18 protein-coding genes and 1 tRNA gene are annotated in these 16,444 nt (G+C 62.0%); 10 read left to right on the forward strand and 9 right to left on the reverse strand.

Going from position 1 to position 16,444, the window contains the following annotated elements; translation table 11 throughout:
• Positions 1–88: 88 nt before the first annotated feature.
• Positions 89–1,141, forward strand: a complete 1,053-nt coding sequence (locus tag CO670_RS10535; protein ID WP_097590182.1) for a low specificity L-threonine aldolase — start codon at positions 89–91, stop codon at positions 1,139–1,141.
• Positions 1,142–1,195: 54 nt separating this feature from the next.
• Here the strand turns inward: CO670_RS10535 and CO670_RS10540 are convergent, their stop codons facing one another.
• Positions 1,196–2,050 (reverse strand): LysR family transcriptional regulator, encoded by an 855-nt coding sequence (locus CO670_RS10540; RefSeq protein ID WP_097590183.1) that lies wholly within the window; start codon positions 2,048–2,050, stop codon positions 1,196–1,198.
• A 48-nt stretch (positions 2,051–2,098) separates the two neighbouring features.
• On the opposite strand from CO670_RS10540, the gene CO670_RS10545 reads away from it, so the two are divergent.
• A complete protein-coding gene (locus CO670_RS10545; RefSeq protein ID WP_097590184.1) occupies positions 2,099–3,145 on the forward strand; it encodes a bile acid:sodium symporter family protein in 1,047 nt (348 codons plus the stop codon).
• 59 nt (positions 3,146–3,204) lie between these two features.
• Here the strand turns inward: CO670_RS10545 and CO670_RS10550 are convergent, their stop codons facing one another.
• Entirely contained in the window at positions 3,205–3,675 is a 471-nt protein-coding gene (locus tag CO670_RS10550; protein WP_097590185.1) for an Hsp20 family protein, read from the reverse strand.
• A gap of 422 nt (positions 3,676–4,097) precedes the next feature.
• On the opposite strand from CO670_RS10550, the gene CO670_RS10555 reads away from it, so the two are divergent.
• Positions 4,098–5,072, forward strand: coding sequence for an alpha/beta hydrolase (locus CO670_RS10555; RefSeq protein WP_097590186.1), 975 nt, complete (start codon positions 4,098–4,100; stop codon positions 5,070–5,072).
• Between the two features lie 131 nt (positions 5,073–5,203).
• Here the strand turns inward: CO670_RS10555 and hisN are convergent, their stop codons facing one another.
• Positions 5,204–5,977 carry a histidinol-phosphatase gene (gene hisN / locus CO670_RS10560; RefSeq protein ID WP_097590187.1) on the reverse strand — a complete coding sequence of 258 codons (774 nt, stop codon included), beginning with the start codon at positions 5,975–5,977 and terminating at the stop codon, positions 5,204–5,206.
• Positions 5,978–6,260: 283 nt separating this feature from the next.
• The gene (locus CO670_RS10565) at positions 6,261–7,142 is read right to left on the reverse strand and encodes an N-formylglutamate amidohydrolase (protein WP_097590188.1); all 882 of its coding nucleotides are present in this window, start codon (positions 7,140–7,142) and stop codon (positions 6,261–6,263) included.
• Between the two features lie 188 nt (positions 7,143–7,330).
• Between CO670_RS10565 and cpdR1 the strand changes: the two genes are divergently transcribed.
• From cpdR1 to CO670_RS10590, 5 genes are all read left to right on the forward strand, one after another.
• Positions 7,331–7,693: a response regulator CpdR1 gene (cpdR1, locus tag CO670_RS10570; RefSeq protein WP_003542883.1), complete on the forward strand. Its 363-nt coding sequence runs from the start codon at positions 7,331–7,333 to the stop codon at positions 7,691–7,693.
• Positions 7,694–7,777: 84 nt separating this feature from the next.
• Positions 7,778–7,852, forward strand: a tRNA-Val gene (locus CO670_RS10575).
• 100 nt (positions 7,853–7,952) lie between these two features.
• Positions 7,953–8,234, forward strand: a complete 282-nt coding sequence (locus CO670_RS10580) for a hypothetical protein (RefSeq protein WP_245313583.1) — start codon at positions 7,953–7,955, stop codon at positions 8,232–8,234.
• A 671-nt stretch (positions 8,235–8,905) separates the two neighbouring features.
• Positions 8,906–9,949 (forward strand): porin, encoded by a 1,044-nt coding sequence (locus CO670_RS10585; RefSeq protein ID WP_097590189.1) that lies wholly within the window; start codon positions 8,906–8,908, stop codon positions 9,947–9,949.
• Positions 9,950–10,340: 391 nt separating this feature from the next.
• The gene (locus CO670_RS10590; protein ID WP_245425785.1) at positions 10,341–10,832 is read left to right on the forward strand and encodes a hypothetical protein; all 492 of its coding nucleotides are present in this window, start codon (positions 10,341–10,343) and stop codon (positions 10,830–10,832) included.
• A gap of 6 nt (positions 10,833–10,838) precedes the next feature.
• On the opposite strand, the gene CO670_RS10595 is transcribed toward CO670_RS10590, so the two are convergent.
• A complete protein-coding gene (locus tag CO670_RS10595) occupies positions 10,839–11,558 on the reverse strand; it encodes a hypothetical protein (protein ID WP_097590315.1) in 720 nt (239 codons plus the stop codon).
• 213 nt (positions 11,559–11,771) lie between these two features.
• Between CO670_RS10595 and CO670_RS10600 the strand changes: the two genes are divergently transcribed.
• A complete protein-coding gene (locus tag CO670_RS10600; protein WP_097590191.1) occupies positions 11,772–12,284 on the forward strand; it encodes an MgtC/SapB family protein in 513 nt (170 codons plus the stop codon).
• 160 nt (positions 12,285–12,444) lie between these two features.
• Here the strand turns inward: CO670_RS10600 and CO670_RS10605 are convergent, their stop codons facing one another.
• Both CO670_RS10605 and CO670_RS10610 read right to left on the reverse strand, forming a co-directional pair.
• Positions 12,445–12,624 (reverse strand): hypothetical protein, encoded by a 180-nt coding sequence (locus tag CO670_RS10605; RefSeq protein WP_097590192.1) that lies wholly within the window; start codon positions 12,622–12,624, stop codon positions 12,445–12,447.
• A gap of 59 nt (positions 12,625–12,683) precedes the next feature.
• Entirely contained in the window at positions 12,684–12,902 is a 219-nt protein-coding gene (locus tag CO670_RS10610) for a hypothetical protein (RefSeq protein WP_176538914.1), read from the reverse strand.
• A 348-nt stretch (positions 12,903–13,250) separates the two neighbouring features.
• Here CO670_RS10610 and CO670_RS10615 point away from each other — a divergent pair, with 348 nt between their 5' ends.
• Positions 13,251–14,342 carry a DUF475 domain-containing protein gene (locus CO670_RS10615; RefSeq protein ID WP_097590194.1) on the forward strand — a complete coding sequence of 364 codons (1,092 nt, stop codon included), beginning with the start codon at positions 13,251–13,253 and terminating at the stop codon, positions 14,340–14,342.
• A gap of 155 nt (positions 14,343–14,497) precedes the next feature.
• On the opposite strand, the gene CO670_RS32920 is transcribed toward CO670_RS10615, so the two are convergent.
• On the reverse strand, positions 14,498–14,668 hold the full coding sequence (locus tag CO670_RS32920; RefSeq protein ID WP_088677860.1) for a hypothetical protein: 171 nt from the start codon (positions 14,666–14,668) through the stop codon (positions 14,498–14,500).
• Positions 14,669–14,926: 258 nt separating this feature from the next.
• Positions 14,927–16,444, reverse strand: coding sequence for a tripartite tricarboxylate transporter permease (locus tag CO670_RS10625; protein ID WP_097590195.1), 1,518 nt, complete (start codon positions 16,442–16,444; stop codon positions 14,927–14,929).

Consider the following 16,444-nt stretch of genomic DNA (forward strand, 5'->3'; position numbering starts at 1 on the left):
TTATAGGCAATAGCCTTGATCCCGTGAAGCTTTGGCGTAATCTCCGCCGCAAACCTTCCAACCCGTCCCACTCCCCACGGTCTCCGCCATGTTCTTTGCTTCCGATAATTGGGCCGGCGCCCACCGATCCATTGCCGAACGCCTGCTGGCGGAATCGGCCGGCTTTGCCCCGGCCTATGGCGCCGGCGATCTCGACCGAAAGATCGAGGCCCGCTTCTGCGAGATCTTCGAACGTGAGGTTTCCGTTTTCTTCGTCGCCACCGGCACGGCCGCCAACTCCCTGTCGCTGGCAAGCGTCCAGCGCCCCGGCGGGATCACCTTCTGCCATTCGGAAGCCCATGTGATCGAAGATGAATGCGGCGCGCCGGAATTCTTTTCCGGCTCCGCCCGCCTCGTCGCCGTCGACGGCGAAGCCGGCAAGATCGATCCGGCCAAGCTTTCCGCAAGAATCGCAAACTTTCCCGAAGACGCCCTTCGTCACGGACGCGCCAGCGCGGTCACCATCACCCAGGCAACCGAGATCGGCACGGTCTATTCCCTGCCCGAGATCGGCGAAATCGCCGCCATAGCGAGAAAGCGCAACCTGCCGCTCCACATGGACGGCGCCCGCTTTGCCAATGCGCTGATTGCGCTCGGCGCCACGCCGGCCGAAATGACCTGGAAACGCGGCATCGACATGCTCTCCTTCGGCGGCACCAAGAACGGCTGCTGGTGCGCGGAAGCGATCGTCTTCTTCAACCCGGATCAGGCAAGGGAAATGCCCTTCATCCGCAAGCGCGCCGCCCAGCTCTTTTCCAAGTCGCGTTTCATCGCCGCCCAGTTCGACGCCTATTTCGAAAACGGCCTCTGGCTCGATCTCGCCCGCCATTCGAACGCCATGGCCGACCGCTTGCGCGCCGGCATCGGCGCCAGCAATGCCGCCCGCCTTGCCTGGCCGACCGCCTCCAACGAAGTCTTTGCCGTCATCAGCAGAAGCGCCGCGAAAACCGCCGAGGAAAGAGGCGCGAAATTCTATGAATGGCCGGTGCCCGCGGCAACGCCCGAACTCGTTTCCGCCAGCGAAACCCTGATCCGGCTCGTCACCAGCTTCGCGACGACGGAAGCGGATGTGGATGGTTTCCTCAAGTGCCTGAGCGCCTGATCGTTCTCCGGAAAGGCTGACCTTCCCGGCGAGTCTTTCGGTAACGCCAATGACTCACGCCGACTTCAGCCGTCTCACTTTTTGCAGAATATCTTCCGACAGTGCGGCGACCAGCGCCTGGTCCGCCCCCTTGCGCGGCACCAGAACGAATTCGACGTCCTCCAGCACCGGCAATCTTCCCGCCGCGATCTCCTTCAGCCCTGACGGCGCCATGCTGCGCGGCTGCACCAGCACACCCATCCCGGCCCGCGCCGCCGCCGTCAATCCGCTGAGACTGCCGCAGGTGCAGACGATCCGCCACGCCACGCCGTTTCGCCCGAGCGCCTCCAGCGCGATCGCCCGCGTCACGCTCGGCGGCGGAAAGGCGATCAACGGCAGGAGGCCGGAGGCGAGAACATGTTCGGGATCGCGCGCCAGCCACACGAGCGGCTCGCGGTAAACGAGCTTTCCGCGCGCATCGCCGAGCCGGCGCTTGGCGAGCACCAGGTCGATCTCTCCATTGTCCTGCATCTCATAGAGGACACCCGAGAGCGCCACCGTCAGTTCCAGGTCGACCGAGGGATGCGAACGAACGAAATCCTCCAGCACCGCCGGCAACTGGCTGGTGACGAAATCTTCCGACACGCCGAGCCGTAGGCTGCCGCGCAGGCTGTTGCTCTTGAACAGGGACTGCACCTGCCTCTCGATCGAGAGCATGGAGCGCGCATGCGACAGCAGAGCCTCGCCGTCACCGGTCAACATCACCCTATGCGTATCGCGCGCGAGCAGCTTGCGCCCGAGTGTCGCTTCCAGCCGCTGGATATGCTGGCTGACCGTCGATTGCCCGAGGCCCAGCCTTTCCGCGGCAAGCGTGAAACTGCCCATCTGTTCGACGGCGACGAAGCTGCGCAATTGCGAGAGGTCGAGCATTGGAATCCAGTTTCGCGATAACTGTTATTCCTTGCATCCTGGATCATAATGGGCGACAGAACAATGGCTATCTATTGCCGCGAGACCGCCATGCGCCGTTTTCTGCCCGATACGTTCACGATCCTGCTCATCTGCACCGTCATCCTCGCCTCGCTGTTCCCGGCGAGCGGCAGCTCTGCGGCTTATTTCGGCGTCGCCACCGATCTTGCCATCGCGGCGCTGTTCTTCCTGCATGGCGCCCGCCTCTCGCGCGACGTCGTCATTGCTGGCCTGCTGCACTGGCGCCTGCATCTCGTCATCCTGCTGACGACCTTCGGCATTTTCCCGCTGCTCGGCCTCGGGCTCGGCTTCATTCCCGACAGCATCCTGCCTCAGCCGCTTTATCTCGGCATTCTCTTTCTCTGCGTGCTGCCCTCGACGGTGCAGTCGTCGATCGCCTTCACCTCGATGGCGGGCGGCAATGTGCCTGCTGCCATCTGCTCGGCCTCGGCCTCCAACATTTTCGGCATGTTCCTGACGCCGCTGCTCGTCGGCCTGCTCTTTTCCGTCGGCGGCCATGGCGGCTTCTCCTTCGACGCGCTTCAGCAGATCCTCTTGCAACTGCTCGCCCCCTTCATCGTCGGCCAGATCCTGCAGCCCTGGATCGGCGACTGGATCCGCGCCAAGAAGAAAATCCTGATGCCTGTCGACCGCGGCTCGATCCTGATGGTCGTCTATCTCGCCTTCTCAACGGCCGTGGTCGAGGGGCTGTGGCACACCTTCTCGCTCGCCGACATTGCCGTCGTCATCCTCGCCGACATCCTGCTCCTGGCGCTCGTCCTTCTTTTGACGATGTTCGGCAGCCGCAGGCTGGGTTTCAACAAGGCCGATGAAATCACCATCACCTTCTGCGGCTCGAAGAAGAGCCTAGCGAGCGGCGTGCCGATGGCGAACGTCATCTTCGCCGGCCAGTCGATCGGTGCGATCGTTCTGCCGCTGATGCTCTTCCATCAGATCCAGCTCATGGCCTGCGCCGTCATCGCCCAGAAATACGCCGCCGCAGCGGCCCGCCGCGCGACGGAACAGCAGATCGAGGATGCCGCCAGCCCGGCATAAGCCGAAACAAAAACGGCGCCCCGATCGGAGCGCCGTCCATTTCCCATGAGGGACAAAGATTAGCCGTTGATGACCTGCGCCTCGATGGCCTTCGGAGCCTCGACCGGTTCTGCGGCAATCGCGATCTTGCGGGGCTTCATGGCCTCGGGAATGTTGCGCAGAAGGTCGATGTGCAGCAGGCCGTTCTTCAGCGAAGCGGCGGTCACCTCGACATGATCGGCAAGCTGGAAGCGGCGCTCGAAGGCGCGCTTGGCGATGCCGCGATAGAGGAATTCGCCGCCTTCGGCGGCTTCCTCGTTCTTTTCACCCTTCACGGACAGCACATGGGCATGGGCTTCGATCGAAAGCTCGGTCTCGTCGAAACCGGCGACTGCCATGGTGATGCGATAGGTGTTTTCACCGGTGCGCTCGATATTGTAGGGCGGATAGGTCTGCGCCTGCTCCGGCTGGGCAAGGCTGTCGAGCATGGTGAAGAGCCGGTCGAAACCGACCGTCGAACGATAAAGGGGAGAGAAGTCTACGTGACGCATGATGTCCTCCTGTGGAAGCGACGTGTTGCGATAAAATGTCCCTGAAACCCCATCTTTGGCGGCTCCGGGACGGTTGCGCAGGCCCTTTTGGCACCCGCAGGAAGGAGATGGTGATGGGATTTGCGGAGTTCAAGACCTTTCCGAAATCGCCGCGATCGGCCGTGAACCGCGCATGAACGGCCGGTTCGGAACGCGTTCAGGCAGGCCTGCCTAGAAATGATGATGTCGGGTGACACTGGCCCCGGCGGCTGAAGTGCATCGTCCCTTCTTCTTCAGCCTTGACTTGGGCCGGCCGCGAGCGCCCTCACGCTCCTGCCGGCCCTTTTTCACTGAGCGCGCTTCCGGACACCGCCGCTTTCCAAGCCGGGTGCCATGCGCTATCCCTGAGTGCGAAGCAGTCAGCAGCGGCGCATTGGCAAGTCATGGATCAGGTTCTCTATTCGACGCCCGACAATCCCGCCCCGGAGAACCGCACGGAAGGGTTCTTCGAAACCCATGACGGTCACCGGCTGCGTTACGCCGTTTTCCGCTCCGGCGCCCGGGTCGCCAAGGGCACGGTCGTCATCATCCACGGCCGCAACGAATATATCGAAAAATATTTCGAGACGATCCGCGACTTCACGGCCAAGGGCCTCTGGGTCGCGACCTTCGACCTGCGCGGCCAGGGCGGTTCGTCGCGGCTGCTGAAGCGCCGCAACCACGGCCATATAAGGCGCTTCGCCGATTACGAGCGGGATCTCCATATCTTCCTCGAAAAAGTGGTGCTGCCGGATACCCGCTTGCCCTTCTACCTGCTCGGCCACTCCACAGGCGGGCTGATCGCGCTCTCGGCCGCTCCCTACCTCACCACCCGCATCGATCGCATGGTCCTGTCGGCCCCCTTCATCGGCCTGACCGGCCAGTCGGCCTCGCCGGGCGTCATCCGCAAGCTTGCCGGCACGCTGACAGCCGTCGGTCTCGGTTCTCTGCCGCTGACCTCGAAGCTCAAGGAGGCGGATTTCCGCGACAACCCGTTGACCTCGGACGAAACCCGCTTCGAGCGCAATGTCGCGATGATGAGGGCGCATCCGGAACTGACGCTCGGCCCGCCGACCGCCCGCTGGCTGATCGAAGCCTTCCGCACCATGGATCGGGTCACCTCGCCCAACCATCTCTTCTCGATCACCATCCCGACCATCGTCATCGCCCCGACTCGCGATGGCGTCGTGCCCTATACGGCGCAGGAGCGGCTTTCGCGTTACTTCCGCGCCGGGCAACTGGTGCCGATCAACGGCGCCCGCCATGAGATCTTCCAGGAACGGGATATCTATCGCGCCGCCGCGCTCGCCGCCTTCCACGCCTTCATCCCCGGCAGCGATGCCGAAGAAAACCAGGATGTCGCCGCCCTCGGCACATGAGGAGGACCGGCTTTGCTGCGCTAATGCATGTCGCCCGGAAGTATGCGGCGGTTCCGGCGTAACGACATGCATCAAATCAAAGAGCTACAGCGCGTCGCATGAATCAAATTTGATGCGACGCGCTGTAGGAATCAGCGCTGCAGGATGGCGATCGCCTGCTCGTAGACCGCGCGGCTGCCGGCAGCGATGATCGAGCCGCCGTTTTCCGGCCGCCCGCCGTCCCAGGTGGTGATGATGCCGCCCGCGCCTTCGATAACGGGAATGATGCCGCCGACGTCATAGGGCTTCAGGCCGTTTTCGACGACGAGGTCGATATGGCCGGCGGCAAGCAGCGCATAGGCATAGCAGTCGCAGCCGTAGCGGAAGAGCCGCACCTGGCCTTCGATCTCCCGGTATTTCTCCATCTCCTCGCCGGCGAAGAGATGCGGCGAGGTGGTGAACAGGATGGCGTTCGAAAGCGCCTCGCACTGGCGCGTCGCCAGACGCCGCTCGCCTTCCGGACCGATATAGATCGAGCCGTTCTGGTCGGCGAAATAACGTTCGCCGGTAAAGGGCTGTTCGATCATGCCCATGACCGCCCGGCCTTGTTTCTGCAGGCCGATCAGCGTGCCCCAGACAGGCAGGCCCGAGATGAAGGCGCGCGTGCCGTCGATCGGGTCGATCACCCAGACATAGTCGCGGTCGAGCCCGATATTGCCGTGCTCCTCGCCGAGAATGCCGTGATCGGGAAAACTTTCTTCGATCAGCGCCCGGATGGCGAGTTCGGCCGCCCGGTCTCCCTCCGTCACCGGATCGAAACCGGAGGAAAGCTTGTTAGTGACATCGAGGCCGGAGCGGAAACGCGGCAGTGTTTCGGCCTTGGCGGCCTCCGCCAGACGATTGAAGAACGAGCGGTCAGGAAGCATGATGGCACCGTTTTGCTGGCGGGAATGGCGCTTTTCATAGCGAAAAGCAGCGGGAATGCAAATGCGGCGGGCAATTTCAGTCTAATTGCCCAAAGATATCGCAGCGCAATATATTGCTTGACATTTGTGCAATGCAATAGTAGCGTCGTCATTACAGTCTTCTGACTGTAAATACCCTCCTTGGGTGTTTCCTCCCTAGACTTAGCCGCGCTCACGAGCGCGGTTCTTTTTTGGCCCGCGAAGACGAAGGCCACACAAATATCGCCAAAATCGGGAAAGACGCTTACTCGGCCGCCAGCGCCCGGTCGCCGGCGAACTTTTCGACGTAGTCCGCCATCTGCTGCATGAAGGCCGTCACGGCGTCGGCCACCGCGGCGAAATCGTCGCGCTTCTCCAGCGTCACCTCGTCGACATAGATCGCCCGGTTGACCTCGATCTGCAGCGCATGCAGCCCGCGCGACGGCCGGCCGTAATGTTCGGTGATGAAGCCGCCGGCATAGGGTTTGTTGCGGATCGCCGCGAAACCCATTTCCTCGAGGATGGCGATGGCCGCACGCGAAAGTTCGGCCGAAGCGCTGGTGCCGTAGCGATCGCCGATGATGAAATCGGGCCGTCCGGTGCAGCCGGCCACCCGCACATTGCCGGGCATCGAGTGGCAGTCGATCAGCACGCCGAAGCCGAACTGCACATGGGTGCGGGCGATCAGCCGGCGCAGCGCCGCATGGTAAGGCTTGTAGACCGCCTCGACCCGATCGAGCCCCTCCTGCACCGGCAGCCGCCGCGCATAGATCTCCATGTTCTCGGCGACGATGCGCGGGATGGTGCCGAGCCCGCCGGCGACGCGCAGCGAATTGACATTGGCATAGGGCGGCAGCAGCCCATCGAACATGCGCGGATCGAGCTCGTAAGGCTCGCGGTTGACGTCGAGATAGGCGCGCGGAAAGTTGGCGGCGAGAAGCGGCGCGCCAAGAGCGACGGCCGAACCGAAGAGCTCGTCGACATAATGATCCTCGGAACGGCGGATCGCGATGCCTTCGAGCCTGGACTGAGCGATGAATTCCGGTGGATAAATGCGGCCGCTATGGGGGGAGTTGTAGACGAAAGGAATGGTCTGCGACACGGGCTCATGAACCTCAAAAAGCTCGTATTCGCGTATTTCCGGCACTTCTGGCCCTCTTTACCATGTCATGAACTGACTGCTTCGCCCATGTTGCCAGTTGCCCGGCCTCAAGTCCATACTATGTAGCAGGGATGACGATCACGCACAGGCAATTCACCGGTTGTTTACCGGGCAAAGACTAGTGTAAACGGCTGGCAGCCCACCCAAAACCTATTGATCAGCGGTCTGGATTGATGACTCAGAAGATACTTCTCGCCGAAGACGACAACGATATGCGCCGTTTCCTGGTGAAAGCGCTCGAAAAGGCCGGCTACAAGGTCCTTTCATACGACAACGGCGCGAGCGCCTATGACCGGCTGCGCGAGGAGCCGTTCTCCCTGCTGCTGACCGATATCGTCATGCCCGAAATGGACGGCATCGAACTGGCGCGCCGCGCCACCGAGCTCGATCCCGACCTCAAGGTGATGTTCATCACCGGTTTTGCCGCCGTTGCGCTGAACCCTGATTCGAAGGCGCCGAAGGATGCCAAGGTCCTTTCCAAGCCTTTCCACCTGCGCGACCTCGTTGACGAGGTCAACAAAATGCTTGCCGCGTAAGGCTTGTCGGCCGGCGCGTCACAAAACTGAAAAAAGCCTATTGACGGCTCCAAAGGTTTTGTGATCTATGCGCCGCCATCGGATGGGCGTGTAGCTCAGCGGGAGAGCACTACGTTGACATCGTAGGGGTCACAGGTTCAATCCCTGTCACGCCCACCATCCTAATTCGCTGAAAAGCAAAGGCCTTTCGAGAAATCGAGAGGCCTTTTTACATAATGGCCCCGCAGGTTCGATAAACCTGCCAATAGGAGTTCTCAGCGTGGCGCAGGTAATTAAACGACGCAAAACTCTTGTGGTTTCCAGCGACAAGATTTCGCTCGCAAAGGGCATCAGCCTTCCGCAGGGGCGCTACCCCGTCACTGCCGAATATGTCGTATCGCATATGCGCGGCAGGCCGGTCGAGCAGGCCGGCCGGGTGATGCTTCACCTGACGCGGCAGAACCTCCTGGACTATGGCGTCGATCTCACAGGCAGCGCGATGTTGGGCAGCGACATCGATGTAAGCGGCAACGTGGCGCGCAAGGAAGCCACTCTGGAGTGATTTGCAGGGCAGAGATGCTTCCTGAGAGGCCCCAAGCCAAATTCGGTCATAGAACCATGTGAATTTTTGCCGATCCAGCGCGCGGTGAGTTCGCCCGTCGCAAGCGGATGGGATTTAACTAGATTTCTCGACCGGCAGCGCCACAATTTTTCCGCCGCCCTCACCTTGCCGGCTTCGTCGATACCAACGGCTACGAAGGGCTGCAGGACGAACTTGCAAGCCGTCACCCGGCCACGGCCTGACTTCCATCTTCACCGGAAGCGAACCGGTGAAAAGGGCAGGCAACATATCCTGGTAGTGCACGATGGCTGTCCGGTTTTACCCGAGTCATGCAGATGGCGTTTGCGGCATGCCCGCATATGAGAACCTGCTCACGCCAGCGACAATTGTATAGTGACGCCGACTGCTCAGCCCCTCGTTGCCGAACCTCGTTTTGTGACGGACAGATGACGAGTTTGTGACAAAACGCGTGTTATTTCAGCAACATAGCCGATGCGCCCTGTTGTCATGATCGACAATGACGTTGCAGCGCAACATGTCCTGTGTAACTTCCGCGGCGAGGCAGGCACCGAGCCAAAAAGGTGCCGCTTCGATCACACGGGATGAAGATCCGTAGGGACTGCCGATGGCAACGGTCTTCATCCTCTTGCATCTGAACTGGAGGTTATTCCATGAACATCAAGAGCCTTCTTCTCGGCTCCGCTGCTGCTCTCGCAGCAGTATCCGGCGCTCAGGCTGCTGACGCCATCGTCGCTGCCGAGCCGGAACCGGTTGAATATGTCCGCGTCTGCGACGCTTACGGCACCGGCTACTTCTACATCCCGGGCACCGAAACCTGCCTCAAGATCAACGGCTATGTCCGTTTCCAGGTTGACGTTGCTCCGAACGCCAGCTCGATCGGCGCCAGCGGCGGCGGTTCTGTCGCCAACGACTCAGACTGGGACGCTCGCACGCGCGGCCAGGTTCAGTTCACCGCCAAGAGCGACACCGAGTACGGTCCGCTGACCGGCGTCATCGTCATGCAGTTCAATGCTGACAACGCTTCGGCCCAGAAGGCCCAGCTCGACTCCGCTTACATCGACATCGCCGGCTTCCGCGCCGGTCTGTTCTACAGCTGGTGGGACGATGGCCTCTCGGGCGAAACCGACGATATCGGTTCTCCGGTCACGCTGCATAACTCCATCCGTTATCAGTACGAAACCGACGCTTTCTACGCTGGCATCAGCGTTGACGAGCTGGAAGACAGCCCGTTCTACAACGGCGAAACCGCCAACAACGTCGGCGTTGCCGTCGGCCTCGGCGGCAAGGCCGGCATCTTCAGCTACCAGATCACGGCTGGCTACGACACCGACAACGAAGAAGGCGCCGTCCGCGCTATGGGTACGGTCGCTGTTGGTCCGGGCACGCTCGGCCTCGCAGTTGTCTACGCATCCAACCCGAACGCCTACTACAACAAGGCTGAATGGGCGATCGCTGCTGAATACGCCATCAAGGCGACTGACAAGCTGAAGATCACCCCGGCTGTTCAATACTACGACAACTACGGCATCACCGCTGGCGAGTTCAACGACGACGTCAACGCCTGGAAGGCCGGCGTCACGATCGACTACCAGATCGTCGACAACTTCTCGGCCAAGGTTTCGGTTCAGTACCTCGATCCGGACAACGCTTCAGACGTAACTTCGGGCTACTTCCGCCTCCAGCGCGCGTTCTAACAAAAAGGCTGCCGGCTAGACCGGCAGCCGCAAATTCCTGATCCGACTGACCTCCGATCGGGAAAGAATGGGTCTGGACTTCCCTGCCTGGACCCATTCCCCCGGTCAGACAGTGCATTCAAGACGGCAGGCGCTCGACGAGTGCCTTGCCACCGTCGTGTCACGCCGGCCTGTTGTCGACACCTGACGGTCTACGCCATCGCTGGACCTTCCAGCCAGCAAGCTCAACGGGCTTCTCACCCATCTGCCGTCGATCGCCGAACGACTCTCAGCCGGTGAGAATCTTATGCCGCAGGAATGACGGAGCCAAATTCGGACACAGAACCATGCCATGGCGAATCAAGGATGAGGCAGTGATTCGCCTCGCCAGGACATGGGGTTTGAGATCGAAATGAAATTATCCGCGCTTGCCGCCGCCGCATTTTTTTCCGCCGCCGCCTTGCCGGCCTTAGCAGCACCAGCTGCTCCTGCCGAGACCTTTCCGGGTGCGCCCGGCGTCATTACGCTTTCCGGCAAATGCGCCAAACTTGTCGTCGCCAAGTTCGACGCGACCAAGGGCTGCAAGAACGAACTTGCCAGCGTCACCCTGGTCAACGGCTCGGTGACATTCATCTTCACCTCGGACGGCAAGGCGCTCGGCTTCCAGGGCGATGGCAGCGGCATCAAGCCCGCCTCCAACGGCAATGCCCGCCTGCCGCTCAGCCTCGTCACGACGGGCGTCGGCAACAAGATGACGGGCCAGGTCAAGGTCGCCGGCTTCTGCACCTTCGGCAATCCCTATGCCGGCAAGCCGATCGCGATCGAATGCACCGCCGAAAGCAAGGATTCCTCCTTCGCCGGCAGCTTCCGCACGGGCGGCAAGCTGGTGAAAAAAGGCAAGTGATCGCCGTCAGGCGCACCATGCGCCGCCGGCGGTTCCGGGCTTGCGCGCCAATCCCTCGTTGATCAACTGCGTGCCGAAGGAGCGCCCGTCGCGCGAGACGACGCGCGGCGCGCCTGATGACTCGGTCTTGCCGGCCGCATTCATGCTGAAGGGGCCGGCATTCAGAAGCGCCAGCAGACGCGCCTTGGCGGCAAAGGCCACCCGCCGCTCGTCTTCGCAGCGCGCCCGGTCGACGATCGGGCTTGCCATATCGGCGATCACGATCTTTTCGCCCTTGTACCAGAAGACCCCGCCATCGCCGACGCAGTTGATGTGCGCGCCCTGCCCGCAATAACCGAAGGCTGCCGTCCCCGTTTCGGAGGCTCCTAAAGCAGGAGCGGACGCTGTTGCCTTTACCGGCTGGGCGGTCGGCGTCGGAATGGCTGCCGGCGGCAACAGCTGCGCGGGTGGAGGCGCCGCTTTCGCCGCCGGCGCGGCGAGCGCCACCTGCTTCGGCGGCACATCCTTCCTGACGGCGGGCTTCGCTTCCGTGATCTCGCGTATCGCAGCAGCCGGCTCTTTGGCGAGCATCGGCTTGATGCTCTTCCAATTGTCATAGGCGGCAATGCCGGCAATCGCGGCAATGCCGATCACCGTCCAGGGCAACAGCCCGCCACCGCCGCTGCGTGCCTTGCTCTTTCCTCTCGCCGGCGCCTTGCGGCGGCCGCGTGTTGCTGTCTTGGCCATCTGTCCGAATCCCGTGAGGCCGGGATTATCGCCGCCCAATCCTTTCCGAAAGGTTGGCGCGGCGAAAGGATGACGCCTCCTCCACCGCTCGCTCCCTCGAACGGGCGGTGCCGGGATCATGGAAGCCGAAGCGCCGAGCGGGGAAAAGCCGAACAAATCCCGCGTTCAGACGTTAGCCAGCGAAAAAGCCGACATGCCCCGAAGGAAATTTCCATGGATCTCATTATCGCTGACATGATACCGGCATCGCGTATCCACTATCCCGTCATCTTTGCCCGTCTGCTCGGCGCCATCGTCTTCGGCGGCCTCATCGGCTTCGAACGCGAGGCGCGCGACCGCCCTGCCGGCTTCCGCACGCATATTCTGATCAGCCTTGCCGCCGCGCTCTTTGCCATCATTTCGATCGAGGCCGTGCATATGCCGGGTTTTGCCGATGTCCAGCAGGTCCGCATCGATCCGCTGCGCGTCATCGAAGCCGTGACGGCAGGCGTCGCCTTCCTGGCCGCGGGCATGATCGTCTTTGCCAGGGGCCGGATCCACGGGCTGACGACGGGTGCCGGCATGTGGCTCTCCGGCGCGATCGGCCTCGCCATGGGCTTCGGCTACTGGCCGGTCGCCTTCTTCACGACGCTTGCCGCGATTTGCGTCCTCTTCGCCTTCGGCAAGCTCGAACAGTGGCTCGGCTATAATTCCGGGCAGCGCGTCGATCGGGACGGGCGACAATAGAGCGTGTCGCACAAAAAAGTGCGCGGTTTTGCGATAACGACAGGCGAGAAAATAAAGACCTAAAGCACGGGGAGCGAATCTGAAAGATCGCGACGTGCTTTAGAAAAACAAAACGCCCGGCATCATGCCGGGCGCTCATGCGGTTACAGTTGTCTGCTTGTCATTCGGGTCGTGCGATTGAAGGATCGCTTTTCCCGACCGATGCCGGGCGAATGATGGGCGCCGTGAGCAGCTTCTGGCGCTTGCCGATATCGATGCGCTCGTCGGCCGCCTCGCGGACGGCCTTCCATTCATTTTCGTGCCTGATGAAGATATCGCGGGGCACAAAGTTCACACTCATAGGCTTCTCATCCTGTTTAAATTACCGTCGAAGTGCCGAAAGGGCTTCCGGAAGACCGGTTATTTCTTGCCCTTGATATCGGGACCACCCTTGGAGAGGTCCGCGCCGGTGACATGGGCCGGCACGTGGATGTCGTGGATGACGCCGGGCGTCAGGGTCAGGTCGACATGATGCGGCGGCAGCACCTGCGCCTTCTGCATGCGGTTCGGCCTTGCCCGCTTCATGCGGTCGGACGCTTCCGTGCGTTTGTCGGGGATATGGGTCGAAGTGTGCATCATCGGCCTCCTTTAAGCTCAACCAGGGTTTAACGGGCGGAGGGCCGGATGGTTCCCAAAAAATTGCCGATCCCTGTGTCGCGATTGGCCTTGACTGGTTTGCGAAGTTCATTACCTAGGGCCTATCCCGCAGCCTTCCAGACATCGGCTACGGGGAACATTGGTGCCGGGCCCCTCTGGCGAGAGTTTTTACGGCGCTCTCGTGATGTCGGTACCGCCTGCAGCTCAGCCGGCGGATTTTTCATCGATGAAAAAGCTCACCATGCCTCGTCAGCATGCCCGTTGTGGTATGTTGCGTTTTTCCAATATCTCTACCTCTTCCAACACGCTTTGCGGCCGCGAGGTGCGGCCATGAAGCAGTCTCAGACCGATAAATCCTCGCTCGGCTATTTCCGCTGGGCTTTCATCGTCACGGCCCTCGGGCTCATTCTCGGCGCCGTGCTCGGTTGGCAGACCACCGGCACGATCGGCGGCATGGCGACCGTCTTCTTCATCTGCACCGTGCTTGCGGTGCTGGAGATCTCGCTCTCCTTCGACAACGCCATCGTCAATGCCAACAAGCTCAAGGAAATGACGCCGGTCTGGCAGAAACGGTTCCTCACCTGGGGCATCATCATTGCCGTCTTCGGCATGCGTATCGTCTTTCCGCTAGCGATCGTCGCGATCGCGGCGCGGATCGGCCCTTGGGACGCTCTGGTTCTGGCCGCTCGCGAACCCGAGGAATATGCCCGCATCATGAACGATGCGCATCTGCCGATCGCAGCCTTCGGCGGCACCTTCCTGATGATGGTCGGCCTCAGCTACTTCTTCGACCACGAGAAGAAAATCCATTGGCTTCGCGGCCTGGAAAAGGTGATGGCGCGCTCGGCGACCATCAGGGGCATCGAAATCGCCTTCGTGCTGGCGCTGATGCTCGTTTTCTCCTGGCTGATCGGCGGCGAGGAAGCCAGCATCTTCGTCCATTGCGCCATCTACGGCCTGCTCACCTTCCTCGCGGTCGAGGTCGTCGGTGAGCTGCTCGATGCTTCGCAGCAGACGATGAGCGCTGCCGCCAAGGGCGGTCTCGGCGCCTTCATCTATCTGGAGGTGCTGGACGCCAGCTTCTCCTTCGACGGCGTCATCGGCGCCTTCGCGCTTACCCAGAACCTGTTCGTCATCGCCATCGGCCTCGGCATCGGCGCCATGTATGTGCGCTCGATGACGATCATGCTGGTGGAGAAGGGAACGCTCGCCGAATACCGATATCTCGAACATGGCGCCTTCTATGCCATCCTGATCCTCTCGGTGATCATGTATGCGCAGACTCTGGTGCACATTCCCGAGGTGATCACCGGCCTCGGCGGCGCGATCCTGATCGGTCTCTCCCTCTGGTCGTCCATCCGCTACAACAAGCGGGAACGAGCGGAAGATCATGCCGGCGGGCGGGAAGAGCTGCACGCCTGACGAGGACGGGCCGGAGCGCCGAAGCGCGTCACGCAAAACCGTGCAGCGGTTTTGCGATCGCCACGGGCCTTAGCGCTGCGGCTGTCATCCGGACAAAAATAAAGCCCGCGACCAACCGGTTGCGGGCTGTTTCATTCATGCATAACTGGAAAGGCTTAGCGGATGACCTGACCGAAGGAGGCCGGGTCGATGCCAAGTTCCTTGAGGTCGCGGGCGCGCGGACGGCGGCCGGCTTCGACAGCGGCGCTTACGGAATTTGCGGCGCTGATGGCGGCAAACGCACGGCCCAGGAAACCGGCATGGATTGACTTGCGGATGGTGGACATTGTCCTTTTCCTCTTGCTCTTTGATCGACCATCCATAGATGGCAGTGCGCACGCGGATCGACAATGCACGTAAATTCACCTCAGCCATGCAAAAAGAAGAGGCCGGCGCATGTCTCCATGGCCAGCCTCGAGGGAGGGGTAAGGTCGTCTTTTATAGAGCGCCGCGTGTCCGGCAGGACGCGCTACGGTCGCCCCATCATTTAATTCGGCGCATAATCCTTTCCGACAACCGGTACGATCGTCGGAGTTACGCGCTAGCTAGTCTTCGTTCGCCGCCAGCTGCGACAGCACCTGGCCCCTGCCGCGAATGCGCAGGATCAGCGGGATGAGGAAGGCGGCCGCCGCAACGATGAGAAGGCCTGCCGCGATCGGCGACATCACCAGCGTCGTGACGTCGCCCTGGCTGATCGCCAGCGCGCGGCGCAGCTGCTGCTCGGCAAGCGGACCGAGGATCAGGCCGACGACGGCCGGCGCGATCGGATAGCCGAAGAGCCGCATCACATAGCCGAGCAGGCCGAAGGCGAGCAGCATGCCGAGCTCGAACACGGAAGGATTGGCGCCGATCGTTCCGAGCGTCGCAAACAGCAGGATGCCCGAATAGAGCCACGGCTTCGGGATGGTCAGCAGCCGCACCCAGAGCCCGATCATCGGCAGGTTCAGGACGAGCAGCATCGCGTTGGCGATGAGCAGGCTGGCGATCAGGCCCCAGACGAGCTGCGGATTGGTGGCAAACAGCAGCGGCCCCGGCTGCAGCCCATATTGCTGGAAGCCGGCAAGCATGATCGCCGCCGTCGCCGTCGTCGGCAGGCCGAGTGTTAGAAGCGGCACCAGCGTGCCGGCGGCCGACGCATTGTTCGCCGCCTCGGGACCGGCCACGCCTTCGATCGCGCCATGGCCGAACTCTTCCGGGTTTTTCGCCAGCCGCTTTTCGGTCGAATAGGACAGGAAGGTGCCGATTTCGGCGCCGCCTGCCGGCATCGCGCCGATCGGGAAACCGATCAGTGTGCCGCGCAGCCAGGGTTTCCAGGAGCGCGCCCAGTCCTGCGCGTTCATCCAGAGCGAACCCTTGACCGCCTCCACCTGGTCGGCAACCCGCTTGCCCCGCGCGGCGATATAGAGCGTCTCGCCGATCGCAAACATCGCCACCGCCAGCGTCGTCACCTCGATGCCGTCGAGCAGGTCGGGGATGCCGAAGGAAAGCCTGGCCTGCCCCGTCTGCTGGTCGATGCCGACCATGGCAAGCGCGAAACCGATGAAGAGCGCGGTCAGGCCGCGCAGCGCCGAGTCGCCGAAGGCAGAGGAAACGGTGACGAAGGCGAGCACCATCAGCGCGAAATATTCGCGCGGCCCGAAAACCAGCGCCAGCTTGACGATATAAGGCGCGATGAAAGCCAGCCCGAGCGTGGCGATGAGGCCGGCGACAAAGGAGCCGATCGCCGCCGTCGCGAGCGCCGGTCCGCCGCGTCCGGCGCGCGCCATCTTGTTACCTTCGAGCGCGGTGACGATCGAGGCGCTTTCCCCCGGCGTATTGAGCAGGATCGACGTCGTCGAACCGCCATACATGCCGCCGTAATAGATGCCGGCGAACATGATCAGCGAGCCGCCCGGATCGAGCTTGTAGGTGGCCGGCAGCAGCAGCGCCACGGTGAGCGCCGGACCGATGCCGGGCAAGACGCCGACGGCGGTGCCGAGCGTCACGCCGATCAGCGCGTAAACCAGGTTCATCGGCTGCATCGCAACCAGGATACCCTGCCATAGGAATTCGAATGTGCTCAT

The sequence above is a fragment of the Rhizobium sp. J15 genome (assembly GCF_002531825.1).
Lineage (GTDB): Bacteria > Pseudomonadota > Alphaproteobacteria > Rhizobiales > Rhizobiaceae > Rhizobium.